At 67.6% G+C, this 26,149-nt stretch carries 27 protein-coding genes and 1 riboswitch; of the genes, 14 read left to right on the forward strand and 13 right to left on the reverse strand.

The genetic code is table 11. The features are described from left to right. Nucleotides 1–406 (reverse strand): helix-turn-helix domain-containing protein (locus E1284_RS21515; RefSeq protein WP_131941686.1); only part of this gene is annotated, 406 nt, incomplete at its 3' end. A gap of 173 nt (nt 407–579) precedes the next feature. Here E1284_RS21515 and E1284_RS43705 point away from each other — a divergent pair. The 5 genes from E1284_RS43705 (at nt 580) to E1284_RS21535 (ending at nt 4,314) form a co-directional block, all read left to right on the forward strand. Beyond that, nucleotides 580–705, forward strand: coding sequence for a hypothetical protein (locus E1284_RS43705; RefSeq protein ID WP_279433060.1), 126 nt, complete (start codon nt 580–582; stop codon nt 703–705). Between the two features lie 71 nt (nt 706–776). Further along, nucleotides 777–2,276, forward strand: a complete 1,500-nt coding sequence (locus E1284_RS21520; protein ID WP_131941688.1) for an MBL fold metallo-hydrolase — start codon at nt 777–779, stop codon at nt 2,274–2,276. Between the two features lie 191 nt (nt 2,277–2,467). Further along, nucleotides 2,468–3,157, forward strand: a complete 690-nt coding sequence (locus E1284_RS21525; RefSeq protein WP_131941690.1) for a hypothetical protein — start codon at nt 2,468–2,470, stop codon at nt 3,155–3,157. A 73-nt stretch (nt 3,158–3,230) separates the two neighbouring features. Beyond that, a complete protein-coding gene (locus E1284_RS21530; protein ID WP_131941692.1) occupies nt 3,231–3,593 on the forward strand; it encodes a VOC family protein in 363 nt (120 codons plus the stop codon). Nucleotides 3,594–3,606: 13 nt separating this feature from the next. Next, the gene (locus tag E1284_RS21535; protein WP_165965360.1) at nt 3,607–4,314 is read left to right on the forward strand and encodes a GNAT family N-acetyltransferase; all 708 of its coding nucleotides are present in this window, start codon (nt 3,607–3,609) and stop codon (nt 4,312–4,314) included. A 235-nt stretch (nt 4,315–4,549) separates the two neighbouring features. On the opposite strand, the gene E1284_RS21540 is transcribed toward E1284_RS21535, so the two are convergent. From E1284_RS21540 to E1284_RS21565, 6 genes are all read right to left on the reverse strand, one after another. After that, entirely contained in the window at nt 4,550–7,984 is a 3,435-nt protein-coding gene (locus E1284_RS21540; protein WP_131941696.1) for a DEAD/DEAH box helicase family protein, read from the reverse strand. Nucleotides 7,985–8,014: 30 nt separating this feature from the next. After that, nucleotides 8,015–9,142 (reverse strand): restriction endonuclease subunit S, encoded by a 1,128-nt coding sequence (locus tag E1284_RS21545; protein ID WP_131941698.1) that lies wholly within the window; start codon nt 9,140–9,142, stop codon nt 8,015–8,017. Then, the gene (locus E1284_RS21550; protein ID WP_131941700.1) at nt 9,139–10,656 is read right to left on the reverse strand and encodes a type I restriction-modification system subunit M; all 1,518 of its coding nucleotides are present in this window, start codon (nt 10,654–10,656) and stop codon (nt 9,139–9,141) included. The genes E1284_RS21545 and E1284_RS21550 overlap by 4 nt, the downstream gene beginning before the upstream one ends. A 231-nt stretch (nt 10,657–10,887) precedes the next feature. Next, nucleotides 10,888–11,055 (reverse strand): DUF397 domain-containing protein, encoded by a 168-nt coding sequence (locus E1284_RS21555; RefSeq protein ID WP_131941702.1) that lies wholly within the window; start codon nt 11,053–11,055, stop codon nt 10,888–10,890. 50 nt (nt 11,056–11,105) lie between these two features. Then, nucleotides 11,106–11,291, reverse strand: a complete 186-nt coding sequence (locus tag E1284_RS21560; protein WP_131941704.1) for a DUF397 domain-containing protein — start codon at nt 11,289–11,291, stop codon at nt 11,106–11,108. Continuing rightward, nucleotides 11,282–12,088, reverse strand: a complete 807-nt coding sequence (locus tag E1284_RS21565; RefSeq protein ID WP_243714650.1) for a helix-turn-helix domain-containing protein — start codon at nt 12,086–12,088, stop codon at nt 11,282–11,284. The genes E1284_RS21560 and E1284_RS21565 overlap by 10 nt, the downstream gene beginning before the upstream one ends. Nucleotides 12,089–12,291: 203 nt before the next feature. Between E1284_RS21565 and E1284_RS21570 the strand changes: the two genes are divergently transcribed. Together E1284_RS21570 and E1284_RS21575 are read left to right on the forward strand one after the other, a co-directional pair. Continuing rightward, nucleotides 12,292–12,693 (forward strand): ATP-binding protein, encoded by a 402-nt coding sequence (locus tag E1284_RS21570; RefSeq protein ID WP_131941708.1) that lies wholly within the window; start codon nt 12,292–12,294, stop codon nt 12,691–12,693. After that, entirely contained in the window at nt 12,672–13,049 is a 378-nt protein-coding gene (locus E1284_RS21575; RefSeq protein ID WP_131941710.1) for a hypothetical protein, read from the forward strand. Before E1284_RS21570 ends, E1284_RS21575 begins: the two co-directional genes overlap by 22 nt. Before the next feature lie 920 nt (nt 13,050–13,969). Here E1284_RS21575 and E1284_RS21580 read toward each other — a convergent pair. Both E1284_RS21580 and E1284_RS21590 read right to left on the reverse strand, forming a co-directional pair. Beyond that, on the reverse strand, nt 13,970–14,323 hold the full coding sequence (locus tag E1284_RS21580) for a VOC family protein (RefSeq protein ID WP_207923876.1): 354 nt from the start codon (nt 14,321–14,323) through the stop codon (nt 13,970–13,972). Between the two features lie 329 nt (nt 14,324–14,652). Continuing rightward, the gene (locus tag E1284_RS21590; RefSeq protein WP_131941714.1) at nt 14,653–16,488 is read right to left on the reverse strand and encodes an acyl-CoA dehydrogenase; all 1,836 of its coding nucleotides are present in this window, start codon (nt 16,486–16,488) and stop codon (nt 14,653–14,655) included. 256 nt (nt 16,489–16,744) lie between these two features. On the opposite strand from E1284_RS21590, the gene E1284_RS21595 reads away from it, so the two are divergent. From E1284_RS21595 to E1284_RS21615, 5 genes are all read left to right on the forward strand, one after another. Next, nucleotides 16,745–18,100, forward strand: a complete 1,356-nt coding sequence (locus E1284_RS21595) for a UDP-glucose dehydrogenase family protein (RefSeq protein WP_131941716.1) — start codon at nt 16,745–16,747, stop codon at nt 18,098–18,100. Between the two features lie 38 nt (nt 18,101–18,138). Next, nucleotides 18,139–18,201: riboswitch (guanidine-III (ykkC-III) riboswitch) on the forward strand. 31 nt (nt 18,202–18,232) lie between these two features. Next, nucleotides 18,233–18,556, forward strand: a complete 324-nt coding sequence (locus E1284_RS21600; RefSeq protein WP_131941718.1) for a DMT family transporter — start codon at nt 18,233–18,235, stop codon at nt 18,554–18,556. Nucleotides 18,557–18,762: 206 nt separating this feature from the next. After that, nucleotides 18,763–19,548, forward strand: a complete 786-nt coding sequence (locus tag E1284_RS21605) for a sporulation protein (protein WP_131941720.1) — start codon at nt 18,763–18,765, stop codon at nt 19,546–19,548. A gap of 86 nt (nt 19,549–19,634) precedes the next feature. Further along, complete coding sequence (locus E1284_RS21610) at nt 19,635–21,092, forward strand: hypothetical protein (protein WP_131941722.1); 1,458 nt, start codon at nt 19,635–19,637, stop codon at nt 21,090–21,092. 74 nt (nt 21,093–21,166) lie between these two features. Further along, entirely contained in the window at nt 21,167–21,913 is a 747-nt protein-coding gene (locus E1284_RS21615; protein WP_131941724.1) for an SDR family oxidoreductase, read from the forward strand. 27 nt (nt 21,914–21,940) lie between these two features. Here the strand turns inward: E1284_RS21615 and E1284_RS21620 are convergent, their stop codons facing one another. Continuing rightward, nucleotides 21,941–22,579, reverse strand: a complete 639-nt coding sequence (locus E1284_RS21620; RefSeq protein WP_131941726.1) for an HD domain-containing protein — start codon at nt 22,577–22,579, stop codon at nt 21,941–21,943. 44 nt (nt 22,580–22,623) lie between these two features. Further along, nucleotides 22,624–23,211, reverse strand: coding sequence for a rhomboid family intramembrane serine protease (locus tag E1284_RS21625; protein ID WP_131941728.1), 588 nt, complete (start codon nt 23,209–23,211; stop codon nt 22,624–22,626). An 89-nt stretch (nt 23,212–23,300) separates the two neighbouring features. On the opposite strand from E1284_RS21625, the gene E1284_RS21630 reads away from it, so the two are divergent. Continuing rightward, nucleotides 23,301–24,230, forward strand: a complete 930-nt coding sequence (locus tag E1284_RS21630) for an NADPH:quinone oxidoreductase family protein (RefSeq protein ID WP_131941730.1) — start codon at nt 23,301–23,303, stop codon at nt 24,228–24,230. A gap of 9 nt (nt 24,231–24,239) precedes the next feature. Here E1284_RS21630 and E1284_RS21635 read toward each other — a convergent pair whose 3' ends face one another. Further along, the gene (locus tag E1284_RS21635; RefSeq protein WP_424923496.1) at nt 24,240–24,641 is read right to left on the reverse strand and encodes a WhiB family transcriptional regulator; all 402 of its coding nucleotides are present in this window, start codon (nt 24,639–24,641) and stop codon (nt 24,240–24,242) included. Nucleotides 24,642–24,719: 78 nt separating this feature from the next. Here E1284_RS21635 and E1284_RS21640 point away from each other — a divergent pair, with 78 nt between their 5' ends. Continuing rightward, nucleotides 24,720–25,196: a GNAT family N-acetyltransferase gene (locus E1284_RS21640; RefSeq protein WP_424923497.1), complete on the forward strand. Its 477-nt coding sequence runs from the start codon at nt 24,720–24,722 to the stop codon at nt 25,194–25,196. Nucleotides 25,197–25,217: 21 nt separating this feature from the next. Here E1284_RS21640 and E1284_RS21645 read toward each other — a convergent pair. Further along, nucleotides 25,218–26,149: phosphotransferase family protein (locus E1284_RS21645; RefSeq protein ID WP_131941732.1), on the reverse strand; the 932-nt coding region annotated here is incomplete at its 5' end.

The following is a 26,149-nucleotide window of genomic DNA, read 5'->3' on the forward strand; positions in this document are numbered from 1 at the left end:
GCATCAACGCCAGCGCATCATCGATCCGGCTGAAGACGGCCGCGGGCAGGACGACACCCGCGACTCCCAAGAATTCGCGTCGCCGCACCGGATCATCCTCTCCGCCTTCATCGACTTCACCTTCTCTCACACTACGAGCATGAGCCGTCTGGGGCATCCCTTTGGGGCGGACCGAATGCCGTGGCGTCGCAGGGGAGGCCGACCGGTCGGAGGCGAGGCCGAGCCGGGCGGGAGGAATGTCCAGAATCTCGGCGAGGGTGCGCAGCAGTGTGATGTCAGTGAGCGGGGTCTGCCCGCGTTCCAGACGGCTGATCTGGGCTGCGGAGTATCCGCACATTTCCCCCAGGTCGACCAGCCGCATCTGCCGGGCCTGGCGGGCTGCCCGCACGATCTGACCAGCATTCATCGGATGGCTCCGAGCACGCGGAAAAGCCGATTTTAACTCTCTGGCGTCAAACAGCTTCGCCTGTTTGCATGATTTGTAAACCGTTCGCGGCCTCTGCAAACGGGCTCGTCGCCGGCCGCTCGGCGGGCGATGGTGGGCGTGACAGCCACCCCCGAATCAGAGGGAGCAGCACCATGAGCAAGCCCAAGAGCACGCCCGTGGCCAAGGTCTTGACCGCGGCCAACGTCGCGGCGCTCCAGAAGCGCCTGCCCAAGGGGAGCGGGACGACCGCCAAGGCCCCGACGACCTACCACTACTGAGCAACTCCTGCCGGGCGGGCTCGCCTCGGGCGGCCCGTCCGGCCCCTCTCCTTGCCCGGAAGGAACCGTCTGTGAGTACCAAGGCGATGCACCTGACGTTCGTCGGTCACCAGACCTGGCACATCAGCGACGGACGTCACTCCGTTCTGCTCGACCCGGTCGTGTGCCGGGCGTTCGGGCCGGCCGACGTGCCGTTCGAGGTCTGGCCGCCCCGTGACGTCGACACCACCGCGATGCCGGCGACGACCGCGCTGATCCTCTCGCACGAGCACCTGGACCATTTCCACCTGCCTTCGCTGGCCCGCCTGGACCGCGATATCCCCCTCTACACCGGCATGACCGTCCCGGCGGCCGTGACCGAGGCGATCGAGGCACTGGGCTTCACCGTGCATCGCCGTGATTTCACCGAGCCGCTGCTGATCGGCGACCTGGAGATCACGTTCTACCCGGCCGGTGCCACCACCATGTTCTGGGAGAGCCGCGTCGTTCAGCCCCTGGTCCGGCTGGCCGGTGCCGGCGGCGGCGTGTTCATCGGCGTGGACGCCGACCTGTCGGACACCTACCTGACGCACCTGGAGCACGGCACCGTACCCGTGCCAGACATGGCGATCGTGTCGAACAACTCACAGTCGGTGCCCTACGGGGCGCCCAGCACCGACACCAACCTGCTGCCCGGTCTGGACGGCCCGCACCAGCGGGCCACAGGGCTGCACGTCCTGCACAGCCTGCTGGAGGTCTACCTGGCTCCGCTGACCGGCGTCCCGCACGTGGCTCTGTGCGGAAACGGGTTCACCGCGCCGCTCGCGCCGCACGGCCCGTTCCTGTACGGCGACCACCGAGCCCTGGCCGAGCACGCCAACGCCCTGCAGCACGTGTTCACCGTGCACGGCCCCCGGCCCGGCGACGTGCTGACCCTGGCCGCCGACGGGACGGTAACCCACTCCACCGCCTCGTGGATCACCCCCGACCTGGAAGCCGAGGCCGCCCTAACCGACAAGCTGGCCGCGTTCCTGGACGACGGTCCGCAGCAGGTCTCGCCGGTCGCCACCACCGCCGCCCTGGACCCGGACACCTGGGACCAGGCCGACCGGCTGCTGACCGCCGAGTTGCCGCGCCTGGCCCGCGCCCTGCTCACCACCCGCACCGGGACCTTGGCGGTGGGAATGGGCGACTACCTGGCCGGAGAGCCGCTGGGCAGCCAGCGCCTGGCGCTGCGACTGCTGGACCCGCCCGGCCGCCCCGGCCAGGCACAGGTGTGGATGTGGGACATCACCGGCCCCACCTTTGTTCGGCAGGACGAGCCGACCAGCCGCGAGCAGGACATGGCCCGCGTCCCGTTCGGCCTGGAACTGTTCCACCAGGACATGATCGCTCTACTGGAAGGCCGCGCCCAGATCTGGGACATCATGGGCGGCTCCTCCCAAGGCTGGCACGTCGGTGACCCTCTGGACTCGCCGGTATACGCGTTCCTGGGCGCCTACGGCGAACACCAGCGGCCCGACCTGGCTGCGGCCTGCTACACCCGCAGCCTCGCCGAACTCGGCGTCACCAGCACGCCCCGTCCGGCATGACCGTCCACTCTGCAGGACTGTCCGGCGGGCCGTTGAGCGGCGCGTGCGCCCTGCGGCCCGCCGGATGGCTGTCCGCCCCACTGGCCACCGACCCCGCCGATGCCACCCGCCAGGCACGCGTTCTCCTGGCCGCCCACCACCCGGCTCTCGCCGGACCCTTGCTGTGCCTCAACGCCCACTACCGCACGGCGGTGTTCGCGATCGGCGACCCGCCCGCCCAGATCCTCAAGCGTCATGCCGACCTCGACGCCTACAACGCCGAAGTGGTCGCCTACCACCTGCTGTCCGAACGAGCCGTCCTGCCTGATTTGCTTGACCTCTGCGACGACTCCCGGACGCTGGTGACCGGCTACCTGCCGCAGCAGGCCGACCTATCGGTCCCAGCCGTGTTCGACGAGTTGCTGGAGTTGGTCGCCCGCGCCCATACCGCTCCCGCCACCTGGCCAGCCGAGGTCACCGACCTGATGCAGCCGTACACCCTTCGGACAGTGCTGACCGGCCCGGCTCCTGAGTGGATTGCCGACGCCGCAGCATGGCGAGCGGTCCTCGAGTTGACGGCCGACGCCCACGGCCCCGGCCATGTCCCGCTCGGCGGGTTCGACCTGGCACCCCGCCATGCCCGCCGCGACACCTCCGGCACAATGATGATCATCGACGGCGAGACCATGCGCCTGGACTGGACCGGCCTGCCCGACGTGATCACTCTGGCCTACGTCGCCGCCGAAGTGTCGGCACCCCTCACTCCCCGGCAGATCCGCCGTGCCTACCTGCAGCACACCCGCGACCACGGTGCCCAGTGGAGCGATGCCGGCCTGACACGCGCCCTGACCCTTTGGGCGCGCGCCACCGGCCTGCACTCCCTGCACGGTCTCGCCGACTGAACACTCCTAATACAGCCTCGGCGCATCCAGCGCTTGAGAAAGGATGGTGAGACACCCAAGCGAGGAGAGCGCGATGTTCACCGCCTGCACCCGAATCATGATCTTCTCCGAGGATCCAGAGAAGTCCGCACGCTGGTGGGCAAACGTCCTGGACGTCCCCGTGGACCTGGATGTCAAGGGAGACTCGGTTTTCGCCTGGCTCACCATCGCTGGCTTCGAGGTGGGCTTCCACATGCTGGACGAGAAGAACAACCCGCGCGGCGGTGGCCTGGTCCCCTACTTCGCCGTCCCCGACCTCGACACCGCCCTGAATACCCTTCTGGCTGCCGGATGCACCCGCCACCGCGGCCCCTACACCCCCGACGACGGCACCGGACACCGCATCGCTCAGATCGTGGACCCCTTCGGCAACATCATCGGACTCGACGGCCCCTGACCCGCATCCCCATGTGGAGGCGACCGTGCGACACTGGCCCCTCACCCAACTGAGGATCACCACCCCCGACCTGATCCTCCGCATCCCCGACGACCAACTCCTAGACGACCTCGCCCACCTCGCCGGACAAGGCGTCCACCCTCCCGGCACGCCCCTCTTCCCCCAGCCCTGGACCAACGGCACCCCCGACGAGGTCGCCGACAACGTCCTGCGTAACCACTGGTGGGCACGTGCCGACTGGCGCGGCAACAATTGGCGACTCCACCTCACTGCCGTCCACCGCGACGGGCACGTGATCGGACAGCAGAACCTCTCCGCCCGCGACTTCGCCGTTACCTGTGAAGCCCGCACCGGCTTCTGGGTCGGCCAGCATCACCATAACTGCGGTTACGGCACCCAGATGCGCGCCGCTGCCCTCCACCTCGCCTTCACCTTGGGCGCCGAACGCGTCACATCCACCGCCTTCGCCAACAATGGGCCGTCCCGCGCGATCTCCACCAAGTTCGGATACGTCCCCAACGGAATCCGGCGAATCGCCGTCGACGATCAACTGGTCCACGTGCACGAGTTCGTCATCACGCGCGCGCAATGGGCGGCTCATCCACCGCCGGACATCGCCGTCGGGGGCCTGGAAACCTGCCGCACGATGTTCGATCCTCCATCAAGCCGCAGTTCAGTCGAATCGCCAGGTCCGGGCGCTGATCGTGTCGGGAGCGACTAACTTCGCCGACCTGTTGTCAGGGCAGGTCGTGCACCCCACGTTTGATGTCGGCGGCCAGCCGACGGAAACGCTCGACGGAATCATGATGCGGGGCCACTCGGGTCCTTGCTGACACGCACCCCGATGTCACCAGAGAGAGCTGAGGTATGCGGCCAGGCGTAGTGAACGGCGGCAGACCCCGCGTCATACACGCCGGTCTGAGCCGCGGCGGGCCGTTCCGGCGTGCTGCGACCGGTCAGCCGGCTTGGGAGTCAGTGGGGACGGCGGTGGCACGGACGTGTTCCAGGACGTGCTGGATGGACGTCACCTCGTTCTCGGTGAACAGGTCTTCCGGGCCGCCCGGGGCCAGCCCGGTGAACGGCGGCCTGTAGAGCGCGCCGACGTCCACAACGCCGTTCTTGGCCAGGAAACCGATGAGGAGCTGGAGGAAGTCGAGCTGCGAGGCCGAGAATTTCTTCCCCGCCTGGAACTGGTCGAAGACGGCGGTCGCGGCCTCGTACTCCAGCCCGGTGATCGAGCGCAGGAACAGGCCGAGGTCGCCGTACTCCTCCCTGACCTGGTCGATGTCGTCGTGGGTGCCGAATCCGGAGGCGATGAAGACGTCCTCGAAGTGGTGGATGTCGAGGGTGGTGAGCTGGCGGTTGCGCAGTAGCTTCTGCACGGCGAGTTCGTGTTCGTGGCTGCGCAGGTAGGTGCGGACCTTCGTCTCGAACCGGGTCCGGTTGGTGCCGAGGGAGACGCCCCTGAGTTCCGCCTCGGTGAGCTCGCCCAGCTCGTCCTGGAAGTCGGTGTAGAGGACGCCCTTCTTCGCCTTCTGGATGAGTTTGGCGAGACCGCGGATACGGCGGCGCATCAGTTCCAGCATCGGCAGGGAGACGTCCTGCCACCACTCGTCAAGGGTGAGGTCGGACAGCAGTTCCCGGTGCTTGGCCACGACGGGGTTGTTCAGCGTGGTCGGGTCAAGGAGCGCTTCGGCGATCTCCTGGACCTGGTCTCGGAGCGTGTCGTACGCGGGGTCGCCGTTGAGGACGGCGAGTTGGAGGCGCAGGGCGAGAAGGTCGAACCGTTTGGCCTCTTCACTGTTCTCGTCCTCGCGGAACTCGGTGGGCAGGCCCGCCAGGTTCTCGGTGATCTCCTCGCGCTTCTCGGCGGTGATCCGCTGCCAGCTCGCGGGGTCCTGGTAGCGCTCGACCTCCGCCAGGCGGCGGCGGACCTCAATGTTCTGCGGGTTCATGCCCGAGACCTCCCCTTGGAGGCGGGCGGCGAGATCCCGGCGGAGTCCGGTTTCGGTTTGTGTCCCGTCCGATTCCGGGGACGGCTCCGGGGGAAGGTCCTGCCGGTCCAGGCCGTAGAGGAGGTCGGTCCGTTCCCGGAACAGGCGCTCGCTGAGGGACGGCTGGACGCGGCCCTCGGATGTGGCGATGTCCTGGTTGAAGAACTCGACGTTGCGGCACAGGTCGAAGACCAGGAACTTCTGCTTGTCGATGTTCGGCCCGAACAGGTCCGGGCACAGGCGGGTGCCGCGCCCGATCATCTGCCAGAACTTCGTCTTGGACCGGACGAGCTTGGCGAACACCAGGTTGACGACCTCGGGAATGTCGATCCCGGTGTCGAGCATGTCGACGGAGACGGCGATGTGCGGGGGCGAGTCCTTCAACGAAAACTTGTCGATGAGGTCCTGCGCATAGGAGTCGTCGTGCGTGATGACGCGCGCGAAGTCACCGCGGTGTTCGGGGTACAGCTTGTCGAAGCGTTCGACGATGAACTGCGCGTGCTTCTTGTTGCGGGCGAAGATGATGGTCTTGCCCAGCCGGTCCCCGCCCTCGACCTTGCCGCCGTGCTCCATGAGCGTCTGGAGCATCTTGTCAATGGTGTCGTCGTTGAACAGGAACTTGTTGACCTCGTCGGCGGTGACCCGGTCGGGGACGCCGTCCTCCTCGTCCCAGTCGAGGAGGTCCCACATCACCTTCTCTTCTTCGGGCAGTTCGTCGTAGCTGATGCCCTGCTGCGGGAACTTCAGCGGGACGTTCACCGTGAACGGCGGGACGAGATAGCCCTCGGCCACGGCCTCGTCCAGCCCGTACACGTCGGTCGGGACGCCGTCCTCCAGGTGGAACAGGCGGTAGGTGTTGCGGTCGATCTCGTCCTTCGGCGTCGCGGTCAGCCCGACGAGCAGCGCGTCGAAGTACTCGAAGATCACGCCGTACTTCTGGTAGACGGACCGGTGCGCCTCGTCGATGACGACGAGATCGAAGTAGCCGGGCCCGAATCGGCGCAGGTCGCCGTCCGTCTCGTTGATCAGCCCCATCATCGTCGGGTACGTGGAGACGTAGACCCTGCCGTCCTCCTTGCGGTCGGCCAGCAGGTTCACGGTCGGTGTGCCGGGCAGGTGGGCTTTGAAGGCGTTGGCGGCCTGCGTGACGAGCGCCTTCCGGTCCGCGAGGAACAGGACGCGCTTGATCCAGCGGGCGCGCTGGAGCAGGTCGATCAGCGCGATGATCGTGCGGGTCTTGCCCGCGCCCGTCGCCATGACGAGGAGCGCCTCGCGCTGCCGGTCCCGCTCGAACGCCTCGGCGATGCGGCGGATGGCGCGGCTCTGGTAGTGGCGGCCCGCGATCTCCTTGTTGATCACCACGCCCTGCAACGCCTGGCGGCCGGCACGCCGCTGGATCAGTGTCCGCAACTGGTCCTTGGTGTAGAAGCCCTGGACCTCGCGCGGCGGATAGGCGACGTCGTCCCAGATGAAGGTCTGGTAGCCGTTGGTGTAGAAGATGACCGGACGCTGCCCGAACCGCTGCTCCAGGGCGTCCGCGTAGAGCTTGGCCTGCTGCTGGCCGGACACCGCGTCCCTGGTGGTGCGCTTGGCCTCGACCAGGCCGAGCGGCCTGCCGTCGTCGTCCCAGAGGACGTAATCGACCTTGCCCTTCCCGGACGGGGACGGCAGCCCTTCGACCGGAAATTCGCGGTCGTCGGCCTTATCCAGCGGCCAGCCCGCCTCCTTGAGAAGAAGGTCGATGATCAGGTCGCGGGTCTTGGCCTCGTCGTAGTCGTGCGTGTCGGGCTGGTCGGCCTTCGCGGCCCTGGCCGTCCTGATCTCGGCGCGCAGCCGGGCGACCTCTTCGTCCAGGTCCTGCGTCCTGCGCCGTTCCTTGATCAGATCTTCCTGCTGCCGGGCGTACTGCTCGGCCATCGCCTGGATTTCGGCCTGCTTCCTCCGCCGTACCTCCGCCGGCTCGGGGGTGGGGATGAGCGACCGGTCGAACGCCAACTCCGCGGCCGGTCCCGATTCCTGATCGCGGGTGTAGTGCCGGGCGATCCAGTAGAGGACGTGGAACAGTTCCGCGACCGTCCGGACGGCGACCCCGGCCAGCACTGGTTCCGGCCGGTGGACAGCGTTGTTGCCCTGCCGCCGGATCACGTCCATCTTCGTGCGGATCGGCGGACCGACCACTCGCGCCAAGGTCGGCTCGGCGATCAACGCCGCTAGATGCCCCTGGTAAGGAAGCCTCAGGTTGCCATCGGCGCGGTACAGCCAGTTGACCGCGAGTTCGAGGGTGCGTCTCGCATAGAAGCAGGACGCGCGCGGATCGGCCTCCGCCAGCCGCTCCGCCCGGACCGCTTCGTCGTACAGATCAGGCCACTCGCCTTTAAGGAACCCGAAGTTGCTCAAGAGACACCCTTCCCCGCCGGGACAGATGCCTCAATCGTCCCACAACTCTCCTCGAAACGCCTTGTTCTGAAGTGACCCAAAGAGGACATCCAAGCTAGCCAACTGAGCCACATGCTTTCGTCTCAAACCATGCAGCCGCGAAATCGCGTAGAAGAAATTCTCCTGAAGCTCGATTGGAGGGACCATAACAACGGTTTTCGACAATTGCTTAATGTTGAGAGTCGGTTGGGCGACCGTTCGAAGTTGGCTCGCAAAATAATCTTGCACCGCTGGCATCTTCAAGTGCTGAGCAACGAAAAGACGCTCTACATTCGAAGTAATGGGGATGCGTGCCACGGCACGGGCAACATTGAAGCCAACTTCATCGGGCCCCACGACTGCGATAGAGCCGATGGAGCCGACACACCCCACGAGTATTTCATTACCCCTAAGACGCGATCTTTTATACTTCGCCTCGATCTCAGGATCGATGCGCTTTAGAGAAGAGTGGTTGACACGATCGTCAATCAGGTCACCAACACGAACGAGAGGGATTCCCGACGGATCGTCCGCGCCCGGCTGAACGACGCCATAATTGATTCGATCACCACGGTCTACGAGTTCAGACAATGCCTTGGTCGAAAACGATTTTGGATTCACCCTCGGGTCGCCGAACATGTCAAAGAAGATTGCTTGAGCAAGATCGTCGAGGAGGGTGATGGCCACCCGCCGTTTTGCCCGCAACTCATCCACCCTATCTAGCACGTCTGCAATTCTCTTTTGCTCGGCGAACGAAGGCGCTGCGATTGTGGACTCTCGCAGGAACTTGAAGTGGCGAGAATACCCGGCACTCGGAATGTTCAAGGAAGATAGGTAGCGGAATAGAAAGCGAGGCTCAAAATCTGGCGCACTACGAAGAACTCTAACCCCTTCCGCGCCTACAGCAAACGGGAAGTCGACAAACTTGAAACGTCGAGTATGATCGCCAAATATTATGACAGGGAGATCACCTTTGTACGCCAATTCGGGGTCATCAGTAAAACCTGCTATTACACTTTCCCCTTGATCAATGATCGGTATTAGCCCTGATGTCTTATAGCTAGAACGCTGTATCTTTGCATTTCCGGATGATCCATTGATTACCGCGCGCTCAAAAGGAACAGAGGGCCAGTCACTCATTGCAGCACGCCCTTCAGTGCGGACATATCCTGCTGGATTTCCGATTCGATGTGTTCGAGTTCCTCGATTATCTCCAGGGGAGGGCGATATTCGGCCTCTTCGCGGACGATCTCCCTATAGCGGTTAAGGCTCAGATCATAGTCCTCAGCAGCGATGTCTTCCTTGGAGACGCAGAAGCTCTGTTCTGTTCTGGCACGTTGTTGCTCGCTGCCGTCACGACGGTTCCATCGGGCTAGGACATCCGGGAGGTTGTTCTTGGCGTGGTCGGCTTCGTTGAGAGGCGTGCTGGACCTTGGACCGAGTTGGGCCTCGGAGAGGAGCGGCGTGCGCTTGTCGTCCAGGCTGAAGCCGTCCGCTGTCATATCATAGAACCAGACGCTGTCTGTTCCGCCGCTGTTGGTCTTGGTGAAGACGAGAATGGCGGTGGAGACACCCGCGTAGGGCTTGAACACCCCGCTGGGCAGTTTGACGACGGCCTCTAGCTTTTGGTTTTCCACGAGGAGCTTGCGGACGCCCTTGTGTGCCTTGGTTGAGCCGAAGAGAACACCCTCGGGGACGATGACGGCGGCGCGACCGCCAGGCTTGAGCAGGCGAAGGAAGAGAGCGAGGAAGAGAAGTTCCGTCTTCTTCGTCTTGACGATCTGCTGAAGGTCCTTGGCGGTGGTCTCGTAGTCGAGGCTGCCGGCGAAGGGTGGATTCGCCAGGATCAGCGAGTACTGCTCGGCCTTGTCGGCGACATTCTGCGCCAGCGAGTCGCGATAGCGGATGTCTGGTTGTTCAATGCCGTGCATGAGCATGTTCATGCTGGCGATCCGAAGCATGGTGCTGTCGAAGTCGAAGCCGTGGAACATGCTGGAGTGAAAGTGCTGCTGATTGGCAGCGTCCAACAGGGCGTCGCGGTGCTCGCGTTGGACGTATTCGGCGGCGGCCACGAGGAAGCCGGCGGTTCCGCAAGCCGGGTCACAGATCTCGTCCTGCGGGCCGGGGTTCATCATCTCGACCATGAGCTGGATGATGTGCCGTGGTGTGCGGAACTGGCCGTTCTGACCCGCGGTGGCGATCTTGCTGAGCATGTACTCGTACAGATCGCCCTTGGTGTCGCCCGCGCCGAGGGGGATGTCGTCCAAGAGGTCGACGGCCTTCGTCAGCAGGGTGGGGGTGGGGATGGTGAACCGGGCGTCCTTCATGTGGTGGGCGTATGTGGAGTCGTCCCCACCAAGGCGGCGCAGCCACGGGAAGACTCCTTCCCCCATCATGGTGAACATGGCCTCTGGATCGAGTTCCCTGAGCCGAGCCCACCGCAAGACATCCGTCTCATCGGTGTAGATGGGGCTCTTGATCTCGATGCCCTGGCGGCGCGCGCTGCGTTCCTTGGCCGTCTGGACGTCCTCCAGGCGGCGCAGGAACATCAGGTAGGTGATCTGCTCGATGACCTCAAGCGGGTTGGCGATCCCACCCGCCCAGAAGGCGTTCCAGAGGCGGTCGATCTTGCTCTTCAGCTCACCCGTAATCACGCCAGAACTCTAGTAGGTGTTGGCGGCGCGTGCGCCCGGCTCCCGCAGGTCGGAGGCGGTTGCTTCGACTCCCGCACGTACCCCGCAGATGTCCGCTCAGGGGATGACACTATGTTCGCGGGTGACGAGCTTTGACGCACGGCCGTCGCGCGTCAGCTGCTCCCCGTCCAGACGCATCACCTGTCATGGACAGGGGCGGACCTCGCTAGACCATCCGTCGCGCTACGTCCGTCAGAGGTCCTTGAGCGCCTGCGCGAGCCGACCGAAGTCACGGCGACTCACCACGAGTATCGGACCGTTGGGGTCTTTGCTGTCACGAAATGCCACGACGCTCGACACATCGGCGACCTCGATGCAGTTGTCGCCCTCGGCCGTGCTTCGTGAAGCCTTGCGCCACACCGGGTCCCACCAAGCTTTCCCTTATTAGGCTCTCTAAAGCAGGAGCGTACCTACAAGCTCTTGAGAATGCCGGCGAAGTACCGGAAGTCCCTGCGATCGACGAAAATCTTAGGTCCGTCGGGGTCCTTGCTGTCCCGGACCGCTATTACATCGAGAACAGATGTGACTTCGACGCACTGGTCCCCATCATCGTGGCTGCGGGATGCCTTGCGCCAGGTTGCCCTGCTCAGGTCCATCTGTCTTCAATCACCTTTCGGATAAGCGCTCGCGAATCCTCTGTGTTGAGCGCCTGCGCGTTCAGCGTTTGCATTACTTCACTAATCTTCGCAAGCTCTGACGGATCGCGGGTCGTTTCACCTCCTGTGGCTTTAACGACATAAGCGATCTCACTGCGGTCGGGCTGGGTTGCGATAGTGAACGATGCTCGCACACCTCGGTAGTAGCGGGTCCTGGCGATCTGCAGGAAGATGCCTTCCTGTAGAGACAGTTCGATCAGGTGCTCGAGTTGCTCGCGCATGACCTCCTCCGAGCCGACCTGGCGGTACAGGACGCTCTCCTCCATCACCACACTGATCATGGGGCGAGGCCTTCTCGACAAGAGCTCCTGGCGCTTCATCCGGGTAGCTACCGCTTCGTCCTCGACCAGTAGGACCCGAGCATACGCCTCCGTCTGAAACAGCCCATAGACCAGATAGTTCTCATACACCCGCAACTGGTCGGCCGATGCCTCCGCCTTCGGGAAGGCCACGAAGTGGGTCGGGTACCTGACCTGCTTGACCTTCTCCAGAAGGTCGTCCCATGCCTGGACGATCTCGCCTCCGGCGTTGAGCACGTTGTCCACGCGTTCGGCGAAGTCCCGGCGGCACTGGGTCCGCCCGCACTCGACGTGGCTGATGTAGGACCGCGCGACGTGGACCAGGTCCGCCAGTTGGCCCTGCTTCAGGCCCGCCGCCACGCGGCACCGCTTGACCACAGTCCCGAAGCGGACCAGTTCGGGGTCGATCTTCGGCCGGGCGCCACCAGATGCCGACATGGCCACTCTCCCCCTCATTGCTAGTAGCGCGCTAATGGCTGCTACTCGAATGTGCCTACTGCACGACTCTCCTGAGATTTTATGGCGCGACCTGGCTTCATAGTGTTCGTTCGATAACACAGGGTGATAGCGGCGGGTACTTCCGGTTTGGCGGGTTGGCCCGGTTCGAGATCAGCCTCCGTCCTGGCTGGAGGGGTTCACCGATGCCAGCAGTACTGCTCGCGCCCGAGGAACCGGCGCCGCTCGTCCTCGATCCATCCGACGAGGCACCCGCGAAAGCGCGCCGCTACCTCACCGACCGGTTCCGCGACCTGGGGCACGCCGACGACTTCGTCGGCCGGCTCGTGGTTACCGAGCTGGTGACCAACAGCTACAGGCACGTCGGCATCGGGCACATCGTCGTGCGCATCTTCCCGGACGTCCGCGAGCCGCTCACCGTCATCGAGGTCTGGGACGAGAGCACCGCCCTGCCCGTCGTCCAGAGCCAGGACGACGACGCCGAGAGCGGGCGCGGGCTGCTGCTGATGGCCGAACTCGTCCACGACTGGGGCGTCCGGCCGCTCAACGAGGAAGGAAAGATCACATGGGCTCGCTGCGCCCGCTGAACGTCCAGACGGGCCGCCACCTGCTGCGATGGCGGACCCGGCTGGGACGCTCCACCGCCATCCGCAATCTCGACCTGCTCGCCGTCGCCGTCCAGGCCAGGAACTACCGGTTCGTCAAGCTCTACCGGGCCGACGAGTTCCACACCCGTCCGCCAGTGCTATGGGTGTTCGCCTTCGGGCTCGACGACCACGTCCGCGTCGCGGTGACCGTCCAGGCCGCGCCCGGCGGCGGCTGGGCCTACTACGAGGCCGGACGCGGGAGACGCGGCTACCTATCACCCTGCGGCGACATCAAACAGGCCGCCGACCAGGTGGACGCCGTCCTCAAACACCGCATGTTCCCGGCCACCTGGTAACGCGACCGGAGGCACCCGATGACCCACACACCCGAGGCGTGGCACGACCGACCGGCGCAAGCCCGCTTAGCGCCCGCGCCACCGCCGTCCGAACGTCCAGCCGGTCGTTTGGAGCTGGATCTCGACATCGACCGGGCCCTCGATGACCTACGCCGCGCCTTCCCCGGCCTCTGCATCTGGCACGGCGAATTCAGCGGTTCGCTATGGGCGCTCCTCCCAGACCGGCTGGTCGAAGCCAGGACGGCCGCCGACCTGGCCCGCCGGCTCCGTGCCGCTCTGCCCCGCCCGCGTCCCCGCGCCAGGCCCGAGCCGTGTGTGCGGCGGCCTCGGCCGTCCGCACGGCGTCCAGACGGCACCTGGACGACCGCGAAGTCCGCCACCCGGCGACCGGTGAAACAGGGCGGGCGTGTCCGGCACGTCGTCCGCTGGCTCCTGACCACCTACCTCCACCTGACGCCCGCGGCCCCACTCCCGTGACCACCAACCCGATCGGCGCACCGGGTGACCTCGTCGCACGGGCAGACGTCCGCGAAGAGAACAGCGGAGAGCCGTTCAGTCACGCCGAGACCAGGCCGTACGAGGCGGCCGACTCGTTGGGTCGCCGTTTCCGATGGCCGTGCCTGCAAGGTTCATCCTCGGGTGTTCTGGCGGGCGCACGCTCCAGTGTTGTCCGGGCCCCGACGTCCCACACGGCAACACGGACAGAATTGACACGAAAGCCGCCGCGCGGTGCAAGGCGAGATCCTCCCGACGAAGGGCCCCTCGGCGCCCCCAGCATCAGGAGGGTCGCGGTGGCAGCCTCACGCGCGGGGGACACCCTGGCAAGTGAGGGCCAGGAAGGTGCTGAGGTACATGCTCACACACCGCGCCGAGCACGGGACTTCCCGGCCTCCGCTCAGCGCTTCCGGCAGTGCTTCCGCTCAGCTCTTCCGCTCACTCAGGACGCAGAACTCGTTGCCCTCCGGGTCGAGGAGGGTCACCCAGTGGTGCTCGTCCCGCACGGTGTCGGCGCGCCGGGCACCGAGGGAGAGCAGCCGCGCGACCTCGGCCTCCTGGTCGTCGGGGCGGAAGTCGGGGTGGAGCCGGTTCTTCGACGTCTTGCCCTCGGGGACAGGCACGAAGAGCAGCCCCGGCATCTGGTCCGGCTCAGGCCGGATCTCGATGATCTCCTCGGATTCGTCGACCACGACCCAGCCGAGAGCCTCGGCCCACCAGCGCCCGAGAGCGACGGGGTCGGCGGAGTCGACGATGATCTGTTCCCATTCCAGTGCCACGGGCCTGAGCATAGACAGGACCCGCGGCAGACGCGGCCGGGCGGGCTCCTCCTCGTCCCGTGGGCTCCGACATTCCACCCCGACGGCCCGATCGCCCGTCTATCCGCAGACAACCAAGGTGGGGCAGAGGGCCGTTTCGTCGTTCCCTCCTGGTTCATGCCAATGCGCGGCCAACGGATCCCCAGCCCGTCCGAAACGCGCGTCGTTGATCTGCGGCGTGTTGTTGTTATCCGACGGCTCATAACAACAACACGCCGCAGGTCAACGAACGGAGCCGGTGAAGGCGGGCCCCGCCGGAGGTTCGGCGGGGCCTGCCTGTGCACACCCGGTCAGAAGGACTCTTCGGGGAGGTCCATTACGTCGAGGGTGGTGGCCTCGGTGATGGCGCGGTCGGAGGCCAGGCGCGGGAGCACGGTCTGGCAGAAGAACTGCGCGGCCGCGACCTTGCCGTTGTAGAACGCCTTGTCGGAGTCGGACACGTCGCCGCCGCCGAGGGCGGTCAGGGCGACCTCGGCCTGGCGGAGCAGCAGCCAGCCGACGATGAGGTCGCCGAGGCCGAGCAGCAGCCGGGACGAGTTGAGCCCGATCCGGTACAGCTCCTTCGGGTTCTCCATCGAGCCGAGCGCCCACCCGATCATCGGGTTGAGGATGCCCTGAACGTCCTCCAGCGCGCGGCCGAGCAGCGCCCGCTCGTTCTTCAGCCGGCCGTTGCCCGCCTCCGACTCGGCGAACGCCTGGATCTCGCCGGCGAGGACCTTCAGCGCCTCGCCGTTGTCCCGCAGGATCTTGCGGAAGAACAGGTCCTGGCCCTGGATGGCGGTGGTGCCCTCGTACAGGGTGTCGATCTTGGAGTCGCGGATGTACTGCTCGATCGGGTAGTCCTGCAGGAACCCGGACCCGCCGAGGGTCTGCAGCGACTCGGCGCCGAGCAGCGCGTAGGCGCGCTCCGAGCCGAAGCCCTTCACGATCGGCAGCAGCAGGTCGTTGATCTTCTCGGCCTGCTCGTCCTTGCGGCCCTCGTGCTCGGCGATCTGCACGGCGTCCTGGTAGGACGCGGTGAGCAGCACGAGCGCGCGCATGCCCTCGGCGTACGCCTTCTGGGTCATGAGGCTGCGCCGGACGTCCGGGTGGTGGGTGATCGTGACGCGCGGAGCGGTCTTGTCCGTCATCTGCGTCATGTCCGCACCCTGCACGCGCTCCTTGGCGTACTCCAGCGCGTTCAGGTAGCCGGTCGACAGGGTCGCGATGGCCTTGGTGCCGACCATCATCCGGGCGTACTCGATGACGAGGAACATCTGCTTGATGCCCTCGTGCACGTCGCCGACCAGGTAGCCGATCGCGGGGTGCTTCTCGCCGAAGGTCAGCTCGCAGGTCGTGGAGACCTTGAGGCCCATCTTCTTCTCGACGTTGGTGACGTAGGCGCCGTTGCGGTCGCCCAGCTCACCGGTCTCAACGTCCACCAGGTACTTGGGGACGAGGAACATCGACAGGCCCTTGGTGCCGGGGCCGGCGCCCTCGGGGCGGGCCAGCACCAAGTGGAAGATGTTCTCGGACATGTCGTGCTCGGCCGAGGTGATGAACCGCTTGACGCCCTCGATGTGCCAGGTGCCGTCCGGCTGCTGGACGGCCTTGGCGCGCCCGGCGCCGACGTCGGAGCCCGCGTCCGGCTCGGTCAGCACCATCGTGGCGCCCCACTGCCGCTCCAGGGCCAGCTCGGCGAACTTCTTCTGCTCGGGCGTGCCGATGTGCCACAGGATCTGGGCGAAGCCGGGGCCGGAGGAGAACATGTAGACGGCCGGGTTGGCCCCCAGTACCTGCTCGGCGACGGCCCAGGTGAGGGAGCGGGGCGCGCCGCTGCCGCCGAACTCGGGGACGAGGTCGAGCCGGTACCACTCGGCGTCCATCCACGCCTTGTACGACTTCTTGAAGCCCTCCGGCATCTCGACGGTGCCGGCGGCGGGGTCGAACACCGGCGGGTGGCGGTCGGCGTCCTCGAAGGAGTCGGCGAGCGGCCCCTCGGCCAGCCGGTTCACCTCGTCGAGGATGCTGCGCACGGTGTCCTCGTCCAGTTCCGCGTACGGGCCGCTGCCGAGGAGGTCCTGGCGCCTGAACACCTCGAAGAGGTTGAACTCCAGGTCCCGGAGGTTGCTCTTGTAGTGCCCCATTCGAGACTCCGTCTGCTCCGGCGGCGGCCGGTGGCCCCGCTTTCGTACTGACTAGTAACTCAACATCATGCTACCCGCTAGTAACCAGTGGCAACCACCCGAACCGCGCCGATACCGCACTCCGCCATCCCGCGTGACGCAACTCACAAGGTAGGACAGGGTACGCGAATCGGACGGCAGCCCCTCCCGCGGGCCGCCGGAGCGTGGTGGGAAGATCGACCGGGGGCGCGAACATCATGAGGACGAGGAGGTGCGCATGATCCAGGAGGAGCCCCCGGCCCCGCGGCTGACCGTCATCGGGACCGGGTACCTCGGCGCCACGCACGCCATCTGCATGGCCGTGCTGGGCTTCGAGGTCCTCGGCGTGGACGTCGACCGGCACAAGATCGACCGGCTGGCGTCCGGCGAGGTCCCCATCTTCGAGCCCGGACTGCCGGAGCTGCTCACCAAGGCGCTCGACTCCGGCCGGCTCCGGTTCACCACCTCCTTCGCGGAGGCCGGGGCGTTCGGCGACGTCCACTTCATCTGCGTGGGGACACCGCAGCAGCCCGATTCGGACGCCGCCGACCTGACCTACGTCGACGAGGCCGTCCGCTCCCTCGCCCCGCACCTGCGCCGCCGCGCCCTCGTCGTCGGCAAGTCCACGGTGCCGGTCGGGACGGCCGCGCGGCTCACCGGGCTCGTCCAGGAGCTGGCGCCCGCCGGTGAAGAGGTCGAGCTGGCGTGGAACCCCGAGTTCCTGCGCGAGGGCTTCGCCGTCGACGACACCCTGCGCCCGGACCGGCTGGTGTTCGGCGTCACCTCCGACTGGGCGGACGAGCGGCTGCGCGCGGCGTTCAAGCCCGTCCTCGACCTCGGGACCCCGGTCGTCCGCACCGACCTCGCCACCGCCGAGCTGGTCAAGGTCGCCGCCAACTCCTTCCTCGCCACCAAGATCTCCTACATCAACGCGATGGCGGAGGTCTGCGAGGCGGTCGGCGCCGACGTCAAGGACCTCGCCGACTCACTGGCGCTGGACGACCGCATCGGCGGCAAGTTCCTGAAACCGGGGCTCGGCTTCGGCGGCGGCTGCCTGCCCAAAGACATCCGGGCGTTCGCGCACCGCGCCGAGGAGATCGGCGTCGGCCAGGCCGTGTCGTTCCTGCGCCAGGTGGACGACATCAACCGGCGCCGCCGCGCCCGCACGGTCGACCTCGTCCGGGAACTGCTCGGCGGCGACTTCACCGGCAAGCGCATCGCGGCGTGGGGCGCCGCGTTCAAGCCCAACTCCGACGACATCAGGGACGCGCCCGCACTGGACGTGGCGCGCACGATGCACGGCCTCGGCGGGGACGTCCGCGTCTACGACCCGGCCGCGCTCGGCAACGCCCGCGCCGCGTTCCCCGAACTGCGGTACGGCGACAGCGCGCTCGACGTCGCCCGGGACGCGGACGTCGTCGTCCTGCTGACCGAATGGTCGGACTTCCGGGAGGTCGACCCGGCGGCGCTCGCCGAGGTCGTCCGGCACCGGCGGATCGTGGACGGGCGGCACGCCCTCGACGCCGCGCAGTGGCGCCAGGCGGGCTGGGAGTACCGCGCACTCGGCCGCTCCTACGCGCACAGCCGCACGTAGGCGACGGGAACACCGCGCGCGGCGGGGCCGTTGGCGCAGATGAGGGCCCGTGGTCCTCCCGGACGAGGTGCGCCGTACCCGGAATGCGAAGACGACGCGTGACCACCGTCGTCTCACTCCGGGAGTACAGCCATGGCCTGGATCCTCGTCATCGTCGCCGGCCTCGTCGAGGTCGCGATGGCCCTGTGCCTGAAGGCGAGCAAGGGCTTCACCGAGCCGCTGCCCGCCGCCGGCTTCCTCGTGTCCGCCGTGACGAGCTTCGGGCTGCTCAGCCTGGCGCTGAAGAACCTCGACGTCGGCACGGCCTACGCCGTCTGGGTCGGGATCGGCGCGGTCGGGACGGCCGCGTTCGGCATGCTCGTCATGGGCGACCAGGTCTCCGCCGTCAAGATCGTCGCGCTGGCGCTCATCATCCTCGGCGTCATCGGCCTGAACCTCGCCGGCGGCGGCCACTGAACCGGCGGGCACTGAACCGGCGGGCGCCGAACCGGGCCCGACGGCATGGAACGCGGCCGCCCGCAAGTCCCGCGGGCGGCCGCTCACGGCCATGTGACCGGCTGGTTCGCAGGTCACAGCAGGCTGCCCGGAACGTAATCTCCCGTAGCAGCGTCTATGGGACGAGAAGAGCGCGGGGAGTGCTCGTACACGGGAGGGACCGAACCTTGGTCTTCAAGAAGCTGCGGCAGGCGATGGGCATCGGCGGCCCGTCGATCGAAACGATCCTGCACGACCCGAACACGACGCCGGGCGGCGTCGTCACCGGCGAGGTCACCATCGTCGGCGGCCAGTACAACTCCGACATCAAGTCGGTGAACCTCGCCCTGCGCACCAAGGTCGAGGTCGAGTCCGGCGACAACGAGTACCACTCCAACCTGGAGTACGCGAAGATGCCCGTCGCGGGCGGGTTCAGCCTCCAGGAGGGCGCGCGGCACAGCATCCCGTTCCAGTTCCCCGTCCCGTGGGAGGCGCCGCTCACCCACATGTACGGGCACCCGCTGCACGGCACCACGGTCGGCATCGCGACCGAGCTCGAGGTCGCGGGCGCGCTCGACCCGGGCGACCTCGACCCGATCGCCGTCCACCCGCTGCCCGCGCAGGAGCGGATCCTCGCCGCCTTCTCCAACCTCGGCTTCCAGTTCCGCAACGCCGACTGCGAGAAGGGGCGCATCTGGGGCGTCCACCAGGAGCTGCCGTTCTACCAGGAGATCGAGTTCTACCCGCCGGGCCAGTACGCGCGCGGCATCAAGCAGCTCGAAGTGACGTTCGTGTCGTACCCGCAGTCGATGGAGGTCGTGCTGGAGCTGGACAAGCGCGGCGGCGTGTTCACCGAGGGGCACGACGCGTTCAGCCGGTTCACCGTCGACTACGCGACCGTCGACCACACCGACTGGGAGCGGCAGCTCGACGGCTTCCTCCAGGACGCCGGCCGCCGCCGGGGCTTCTTCTAAGCGTTCACCCCACGATCCCCTCCGCGATGTCGACCGCGGAGGGGATCGCCGCGTAAGAAGAGGTCCTCCGTGTAGAAAGAGGTTCCGTGCCCCTTCCCCCCGGACTGAACGACGCGGAACGGCGCCTCTGGGCCGCGTTCCCCACCGGCGCGACCGTCGTCCTCGGCGACGACCTCCCCGCCGGGCCCGACCCCGACCGGATCGTCCGCGCCGAGACCATCACCAAGCTGCTCCTCGGCGCCTGCGAGACCCGCGCGGGCGCGGTCGCGGCCGTCCGGCTGCGGGGCGCGTACATCACCGGCCGGCTGGACGTCACCGGCGGCACGGTCGAGTACGAGCTGCGGCTGGAGAACTGCCGGCTCGTCTCGGAACCTGACTTCTCCAACGCCGAGACCAGGCAGCTGCGGCTGTCCGGATGCCGGATGCCCGGCTTCGACGGCGGCGGGCTCCGCGCGGACGGCTACCTCAGCCTGTCCGGGTCGCGGATCGAGGGCTCGGTGCGGCTGCCGAGGGCGCAGCTCAGCGGCGGCCTCCGGATGAACGGCACGCACATCACGGTGTCCGATCCCGGCCAGTGGGCGGTCTTCAGCGGCGGGCTGGTCGTGGACGTCGGCGCGTTCATCCGGGACGCCGAGATCACCGGCGGCGTCCGGCTCGTCGGTGCGCGGATGAACGGCGGCCTGTTCATGGAGCGCACCGTCCTCGCCAACCCCGGCCGGATCGCCCTGGACGCGCAGAACATGGTGGTGGAGGACGCCGCCGAGCTGAGCAACGGGTTCACCGCGCTCGGCACCGTCCGGCTGCGCAGCGCCCGCTTCAACGGCATCCTGTCGTTCTCCAGGGCGCACCTCGACTCGACCGACCCGGCGCGGATGGCGCTGCACGCCAGCCACATCCAGGCCGACGAGCTGCTCCTGTGGCCGGAGGAGAAGATCAAGGGCCGGGTGTCGCTGTCGTACTCCCGGATCGACCTGCTCATGGACCACCCGTCGGTCTGGCCGGACGAGCTGTACCTCAACGGCCTGACGTACCAGACGCTGCGCGGCGCCGAGTTCAAGGACCGGCTCAACTGGGTCTCGCGGGACAAGGAGTTCCACCTCCAGCCGTACGAGCAGCTCGCCGCCTGGTACCACGGCATCGGCTCCGACGACGTCGCGCGGAAGGTGCAGCTCGCCAAGCTGCGCGCCCGCCGGCGCCGGCTGAACCCGGTCGGCAGGGCGTGGAACCACCTCCTGGACTGGACGGTCGGGTTCGGCTACCGGCCGTGGCTCGCGTTCGCGTGGTTCGCGGCGCTGCTGGCGCTCGGGACGACGGTGTTCTCGATCGAGCATCCCCGTCCGGTCAAGCCGGGCAACGAGCTGCCCTCCTTCCACGCGCTGATCTACACGCTCGACCTGCTGATCCCGCTCGACACGTTCGGGCAGCAGCTGTCCTACGACGCGGTGAACTGGTCGCGCTGGGTCGCCTACGGGCTCGTCACGACGGGCTGGGTGCTGGCCACGGCGCTGATCGCCGGGGTGACGCGCGTGCTGCGCCCCAACTGACGCGCGTCCGGCGCGCGAACCAACGCACCGCCCCGGGCGTCCACCCGGGTAGGGATCGACCAGAATGGGACTCCATGGGCACGTATCTGATCACGGGGGCGACGGGCGGCATCGGGACGGCGGTCGCCGAACTGCTGCGCGAGCGCGGGCACGACCTGGTCCTCACCGGCCGCTCCCCCGAACGCCTCGAACGGCTGGCGAAGGAGCTCGCGACCGGCGCGCACTCCGCCACCCAGGTCATCAACCCGGGCGCGGTGGCGTCGCCGGCGCGGAACGCGTCCGTCACGACGATCCCGCTCGACCTGACGGAGCCGCGCCGCATCGAGGCGTCCCTCGCGGCGGCCGGACTGCCCGAGCGGCTGGACGGCGTCGTCCACGCCGCGGGCATGGTGCACCTGTCTCCGGTCGCCGAGCTTGAGGCCGACGAGTGGATGGAGCACCTGTCGGTCAACCTGGTCTCGGCGGCGGAGATGACGCGCCTGCTGCTGCCCGCGCTGCGCGCCGCCGAAGGCCACGTCGTCTTCGTGAACTCCACGGCCGGCCTGCGCGCGAACCCCGAATGGTCGGCGTACGCGGCGAGCAAGTTCGGCCTCCGCGCGCTGGCCGACTCGCTGCGCGCCGAGGAGCCGTCCCTGCGCGTCACGACCGTCTACCCGGGCCGGACGGCCACGGAGATGCAGCGCAGGGTCCGCGCCCAGGAGGGCCACCCCTACGCCGAGGACGACTTCGCCGCTCCCGGAACCGTGGCCCGCGTCCTGGTGGCGGCGCTGGAGACCCCGCGTGACGCGGTCGTCTCCGACGTCACCGTCCGCCCGAACTAGCCGCGGCCGAGCCGGACGGCGGCGCCCTCACTCCGGCCACGGGTTGTCGAGGACCATCTGGACGAAGTCTTCGCGCTGGAAACCATCCATGTAGTGCTGGAGGACGTCGGCGTTCATGTTGCCGAAGGTCGTCTGCGGGCGGTGGACGTTGCCTTCGGTGAACGCGCCCAGGATGCGCTTCTTGAAGTCGGGCCTTGGATGGGCGTCGGTCACGGCGCGCCGCTGCTCCTCGGTCAGGTCGTGGTAGCCGAGCCCCAGGACGTCTGTCTCCACGCCTGCGGTGACTAGGGCGACCTCGGGATCGAGGTGCTCCGGGACGCCGGGCGTGGTGTGCAGGGCGATGCCGAGCCACACGGTGCGTGCGTCGGCTTCACTGTGGCCGCGCTCGAGCAGGAAGTCCCGCGCGGCGTGGGCGCCGTCGACCTCGAAGCGCAGCTGCGACTCCCGGTAGCCGGAGGTCAAGCCGATGTCGTGGAACATCGCTCCCGTGTAGAGGAGCTCCAGGTTGGGCGTCAGCCCCCGTGCCCGGCCTTTGAGCGCGCCGAAGAGGAACACGCGCCGTGAGTGGTCGTAGAGCAGGTCGTCCTCGGTGTCGCGGATGTACTCCGTGACGTCCCGGACGAGCGGTGTGTCAGGAATGGTGATGCCTGCGATCGTCTCCCCCATGCGCCGGGGGTACCCGCATCGTCCGGGAGCACGCGCGCTCCGGATCAGCTGCGGCGCAGGAACCAGGACGCGAGGACGCCGCCGATCAGCCCGAACAGGTGCCCCTGCCAGGAGATGCCGGGATCGCCCGGGATGACGCCGAAGATCATCGTCCCGTAGACGGCGACGACGGCGACCGCGATGCCGATGTCGAGCAGCCGCCGCTCGAAGATCCCCCGCCCGACCAGGTAGCCGAAGAACCCGAAGATCAGGATGCTGGACCCGAGCGTGTTCGCCGAGCTGAGGAACCACACTCCGAGCCCGCCGACCACGATGATGATCAGGCTGGCGACCAGGAACTTGGCGATGCCGCGCGCCGCCGCGATGAATCCGAGGATGAGGAACGGCAGCGTGTTGGCCATGAGGTGGCCGAAGCCGGCGTGCATGAACGGGGCGGTGAAGATGTCCGGCAGGTCGTCCACGTCGCGCGGCTGGATCCCGAACCGGTCGAGCCACCCGTCGGTCGTGTAGTCGAACGCCTCCAGGACCCACATCACCGCGGTGATCGAACCGATCAGGATCAGCGACGACAGGGCACGGACGCCGTGCTTGGCCAGTTCGTCGGACCGCTGCCGGTCGGGGGTATAGCTCATGTCCTCCACCGTAGGTCCGATGGTCCTTGACTCGTCAACGAGCGGACCGTCCGGAAGGTGCCATCGGGCTTTTCCGGCATAGTGGACGGATGCGCGCAGCGATCTGTGAGGAACTCGGCTCGGTCGTCGTCACGGACGCCGAGGCTCCCGCCGCCGGCCCCGGTCAGGTGCTCATCGCGGTGGAGGCGGCCGGGGTCAACTACGTGGACGCCCTGTTCGTCCAGGGCCGATACCAGATCAAGCCGCCGCTCCCCTTCGTCCCGGGCAGCGAGGTCGCGGGGACGCTGCCGTCCGGTGAGCGCGTCCTGGCGATGTGCGGACTGGGCGGCTTCGCGACGCACGTGGCGGTCCCCGCCGCCTCCGCCGTCCCGATCCCGGACGAACTGGACTTCCCCCGCGCGGCGACCTTCACCCAGAGCTACTGCACGGCCCTGTTCGCCCTCCGCGACCGCGCGAACCTGCAACCGGGTGAGACGGTGCTGGTCCTGGGCGCCGGTGGCGGCGTGGGCCTGGCGGCCGTCCAGATCGCGAAGGCCATGGGCGCCCGGGTCCTGGCCGCGGCGTCGACGCCGTCCAAGCGGGAAGCCGCTCGCAACGCCGGCGCCGATGAAACGGTGTCCAGCACCGAGGACGTCAAGTCGGCGGCCCGCGCCCGGTCGGACGGCGGCGTCGACCTCGTCTACGACCCGGTCGGCGGGGCGCTGGCCGACCCCGCCCTGCGCGCACTGCGCGAACGGGGCCGCTACGTCGTGATCGGGTTCGCGTCCGGGGACATCCCGTCCCTCCCGCTGAACCAGGTCCTGCTGCGCAACCGCACCGTCGTCGGCGTCGACTGGGGCGCCTGGTCGATGGGCAATCCGCTCGACCAGCGCGCCCTTCTGGAAGAACTTCTCGCCATGGTCGCCAAGGGCGACCTCAGCCCGGTGCCGCCCCGCACGGCACCGCTCGCCTCGGCGGCCGAGGTCTTGGACGACCTGCTGAACCGCCGCGTCGTGGGGAAGGTGGCGCTCCTCCCCTAGGGGCGTTCCCTAGGCGGCCGAGGCGTGCTCCGACTCGGACGCGTCGCCGCGCACCACGATGACGGGCAGCGGCCTGCGGGCCGGGGCGTCGGCCGTCCGGCGGAGGTAGCGGCGCTCCTCCGGGGTCGTCCCGCCCCAGATGCCGTCGGGCTCACCGACCTTCAGCGCCCACGCGAGGCACTCGGCCTTCACCGGGCAGTTCGCGCAGATCGCCTTGGCGGCGTCCTCCTGCGCCTGGAGCACCGGCGCGGAGTAGCCGATCGGGAAGAAGAGGTCGGGGTCGGCCCCGCGGCAGATGGCGTGGTCGGTCCAGTGCTCTTCGTTCTCGTTGTTCTCGTTGACGTGCATTGGCTTCTCCCTGCGCCGCGACGAGACCACCGTGCGGTTCTCCTCGGCGGGGGTGGTCTCCACTCAACGTAGTACTACGACCCGTAGTACTACAAGACATACGTGAACGTTGCAACTTAGCGTCCGGATAACCTGTGAGGTGTGCAGCGTGATCAAGAAGTGACCTTCCGCGAGGCAACGGTGGCCGATCTTCCGCAGATCGTCCGGCTCCTCGCCGACGATCCCCTCGGATCGACCCGCGAAACACTGGGGGAGGAGATCCCGGAGGCCTACTTCACCGCCTTCGCCGCGATCGAGAAGGACCCCAACAACGCCGTGATCGTCGCGGAGTCCGGGGGCGAGCTCGCCGGCACCCTCCAGCTCACCTTCATCCCCGGCCTCACCTACACCGGCGGCGAGCGCGCCCAGATCGAGGGCGTCCGCATCGCCGCCGAGCAGCGCGGCCGCGGGGTGGGCCAGCTCATGATCACCTGGGCCATCGACCAGGCCCGCGCCCGCGGCTGCCGCGTCGTCCAGCTCACCACCGACCGCCAGCGCCCCGACGCCATCCGCTTCTACCAGAAGATCGGCTTCCGCCCCTCCCACATGGGCATGAAGTACCACCTCACCGACAAGTAATGCCCCACGCCCGCCTTCCGGTCAGGCGGCGGGGAGGGAGAGGTGGCGGGGGTTGGCGACTGTGAGTTTGTCCACGATCGAATCCCGTACCGCTTGAGTCACCTCGTCCATGCGGGTGTCCAGTGTTCCTTCGCGGATCGCCTCGGCCAGGTCTCTGTCGGACTCGCAGTTCAGGTTGCGCAGGCGCTTCTCGTGGGCGGCCTTGTGGGTCTCGCCCAGGAGGAGTTCTCGGCGGGCTATCGCCAGGGCCGCGACGGCAACTCGGGCGTGGAAGCGTAGGCGGTCGTCGGGTTGGTCTGCCTGGAGCAGGAAGGCGCCCACCGCGTCGATGAGGGCTTGCGCGTTGGGACGGTCGTGTGGGGGCACGTCACTCGGCTGGGCCGTTTCCAAGGGGTCTTGGACGGTCGTGGGTTCCGTTAGGCCCAAGGCCAGAAGCAGGTCGTGTTCTTGTTCGCAGACCTTGCGGCCTAGTACGGCGTACTCGATGGACGGGTCCGAGCCGTTCAGGTAGCGCTCGGCCTGGTGGCGGCACAGGATCGTCCAGCGGAGGGTGCCGTAGACCTCCCACCAGTGGAGTTCCTCAAGGGTGGGCGGGATGCCGCCGGCGGAGGCGTAGCCCTCTAGAAGGTCGTCGCGCGAGCCGAAGCCGCCGGCCGGGTGCGGGGAGTTGAAGCGCCAGGCTTTGGTGCAGAGCCAGCCCAGGTCTTCGGCCGGGTCGCCCAGGTGGGTCAGTTCCCAGTCGAGGACGCCGCGCACGCCCGCTTCGTCGATCATCAGGTTGCCGTTGCGGAAGTCGCCGTGGACGACCGCCCGGCGGCCGGAGGCCGGAGGCCGGTTGTCGTTCAGCCAGCGGAGCGCCAGTTCGACGGCTGGGCGGGGCTCGAAGTTCGCGTAGTGCTCGGTGAGGGCGTCCAGCGGATCGAGGTCGGGGAGGTCGGGGACGGGGGCCATCG

Origin of the sequence: Actinomadura bangladeshensis, from assembly GCF_004348335.1 — a bacterium.
GTDB lineage: Bacteria > Actinomycetota > Actinomycetes > Streptosporangiales > Streptosporangiaceae > Spirillospora > Spirillospora bangladeshensis.

Coding starts and splice junctions, on each gene's coding strand:
- E1284_RS21625 (WP_131941728.1), bottom strand. CDS start 23,211: ATGAGCTATACCCCCGACCGGCAGCGGTCCGACGAACTGGCCAAGCAC.
- E1284_RS21620 (WP_131941726.1), bottom strand. CDS start 22,579: ATGGGGGAGACGATCGCAGGCATCACCATTCCTGACACACCGCTCGTC.
- E1284_RS21600 (WP_131941718.1), top strand. CDS start 18,233: ATGGCCTGGATCCTCGTCATCGTCGCCGGCCTCGTCGAGGTCGCGATG.
- E1284_RS21575 (WP_131941710.1), top strand. CDS start 12,672: ATGGGCTCGCTGCGCCCGCTGAACGTCCAGACGGGCCGCCACCTGCTG.
- E1284_RS21570 (WP_131941708.1), top strand. CDS start 12,292: ATGCCAGCAGTACTGCTCGCGCCCGAGGAACCGGCGCCGCTCGTCCTC.
- E1284_RS21565 (WP_243714650.1), bottom strand. CDS start 12,088: ATGTCGGCATCTGGTGGCGCCCGGCCGAAGATCGACCCCGAACTGGTC.
- E1284_RS21595 (WP_131941716.1), top strand. CDS start 16,745: ATGATCCAGGAGGAGCCCCCGGCCCCGCGGCTGACCGTCATCGGGACC.
- E1284_RS21560 (WP_131941704.1), bottom strand. CDS start 11,291: ATGGACCTGAGCAGGGCAACCTGGCGCAAGGCATCCCGCAGCCACGAT.
- E1284_RS21530 (WP_131941692.1), top strand. CDS start 3,231: ATGTTCACCGCCTGCACCCGAATCATGATCTTCTCCGAGGATCCAGAG.
- E1284_RS21545 (WP_131941698.1), bottom strand. CDS start 9,142: ATGAGTGACTGGCCCTCTGTTCCTTTTGAGCGCGCGGTAATCAATGGA.
- E1284_RS21615 (WP_131941724.1), top strand. CDS start 21,167: ATGGGCACGTATCTGATCACGGGGGCGACGGGCGGCATCGGGACGGCG.
- E1284_RS21630 (WP_131941730.1), top strand. CDS start 23,301: ATGCGCGCAGCGATCTGTGAGGAACTCGGCTCGGTCGTCGTCACGGAC.
- E1284_RS21590 (WP_131941714.1), bottom strand. CDS start 16,488: ATGGGGCACTACAAGAGCAACCTCCGGGACCTGGAGTTCAACCTCTTC.
- E1284_RS43705 (WP_279433060.1), top strand. CDS start 580: ATGAGCAAGCCCAAGAGCACGCCCGTGGCCAAGGTCTTGACCGCGGCC.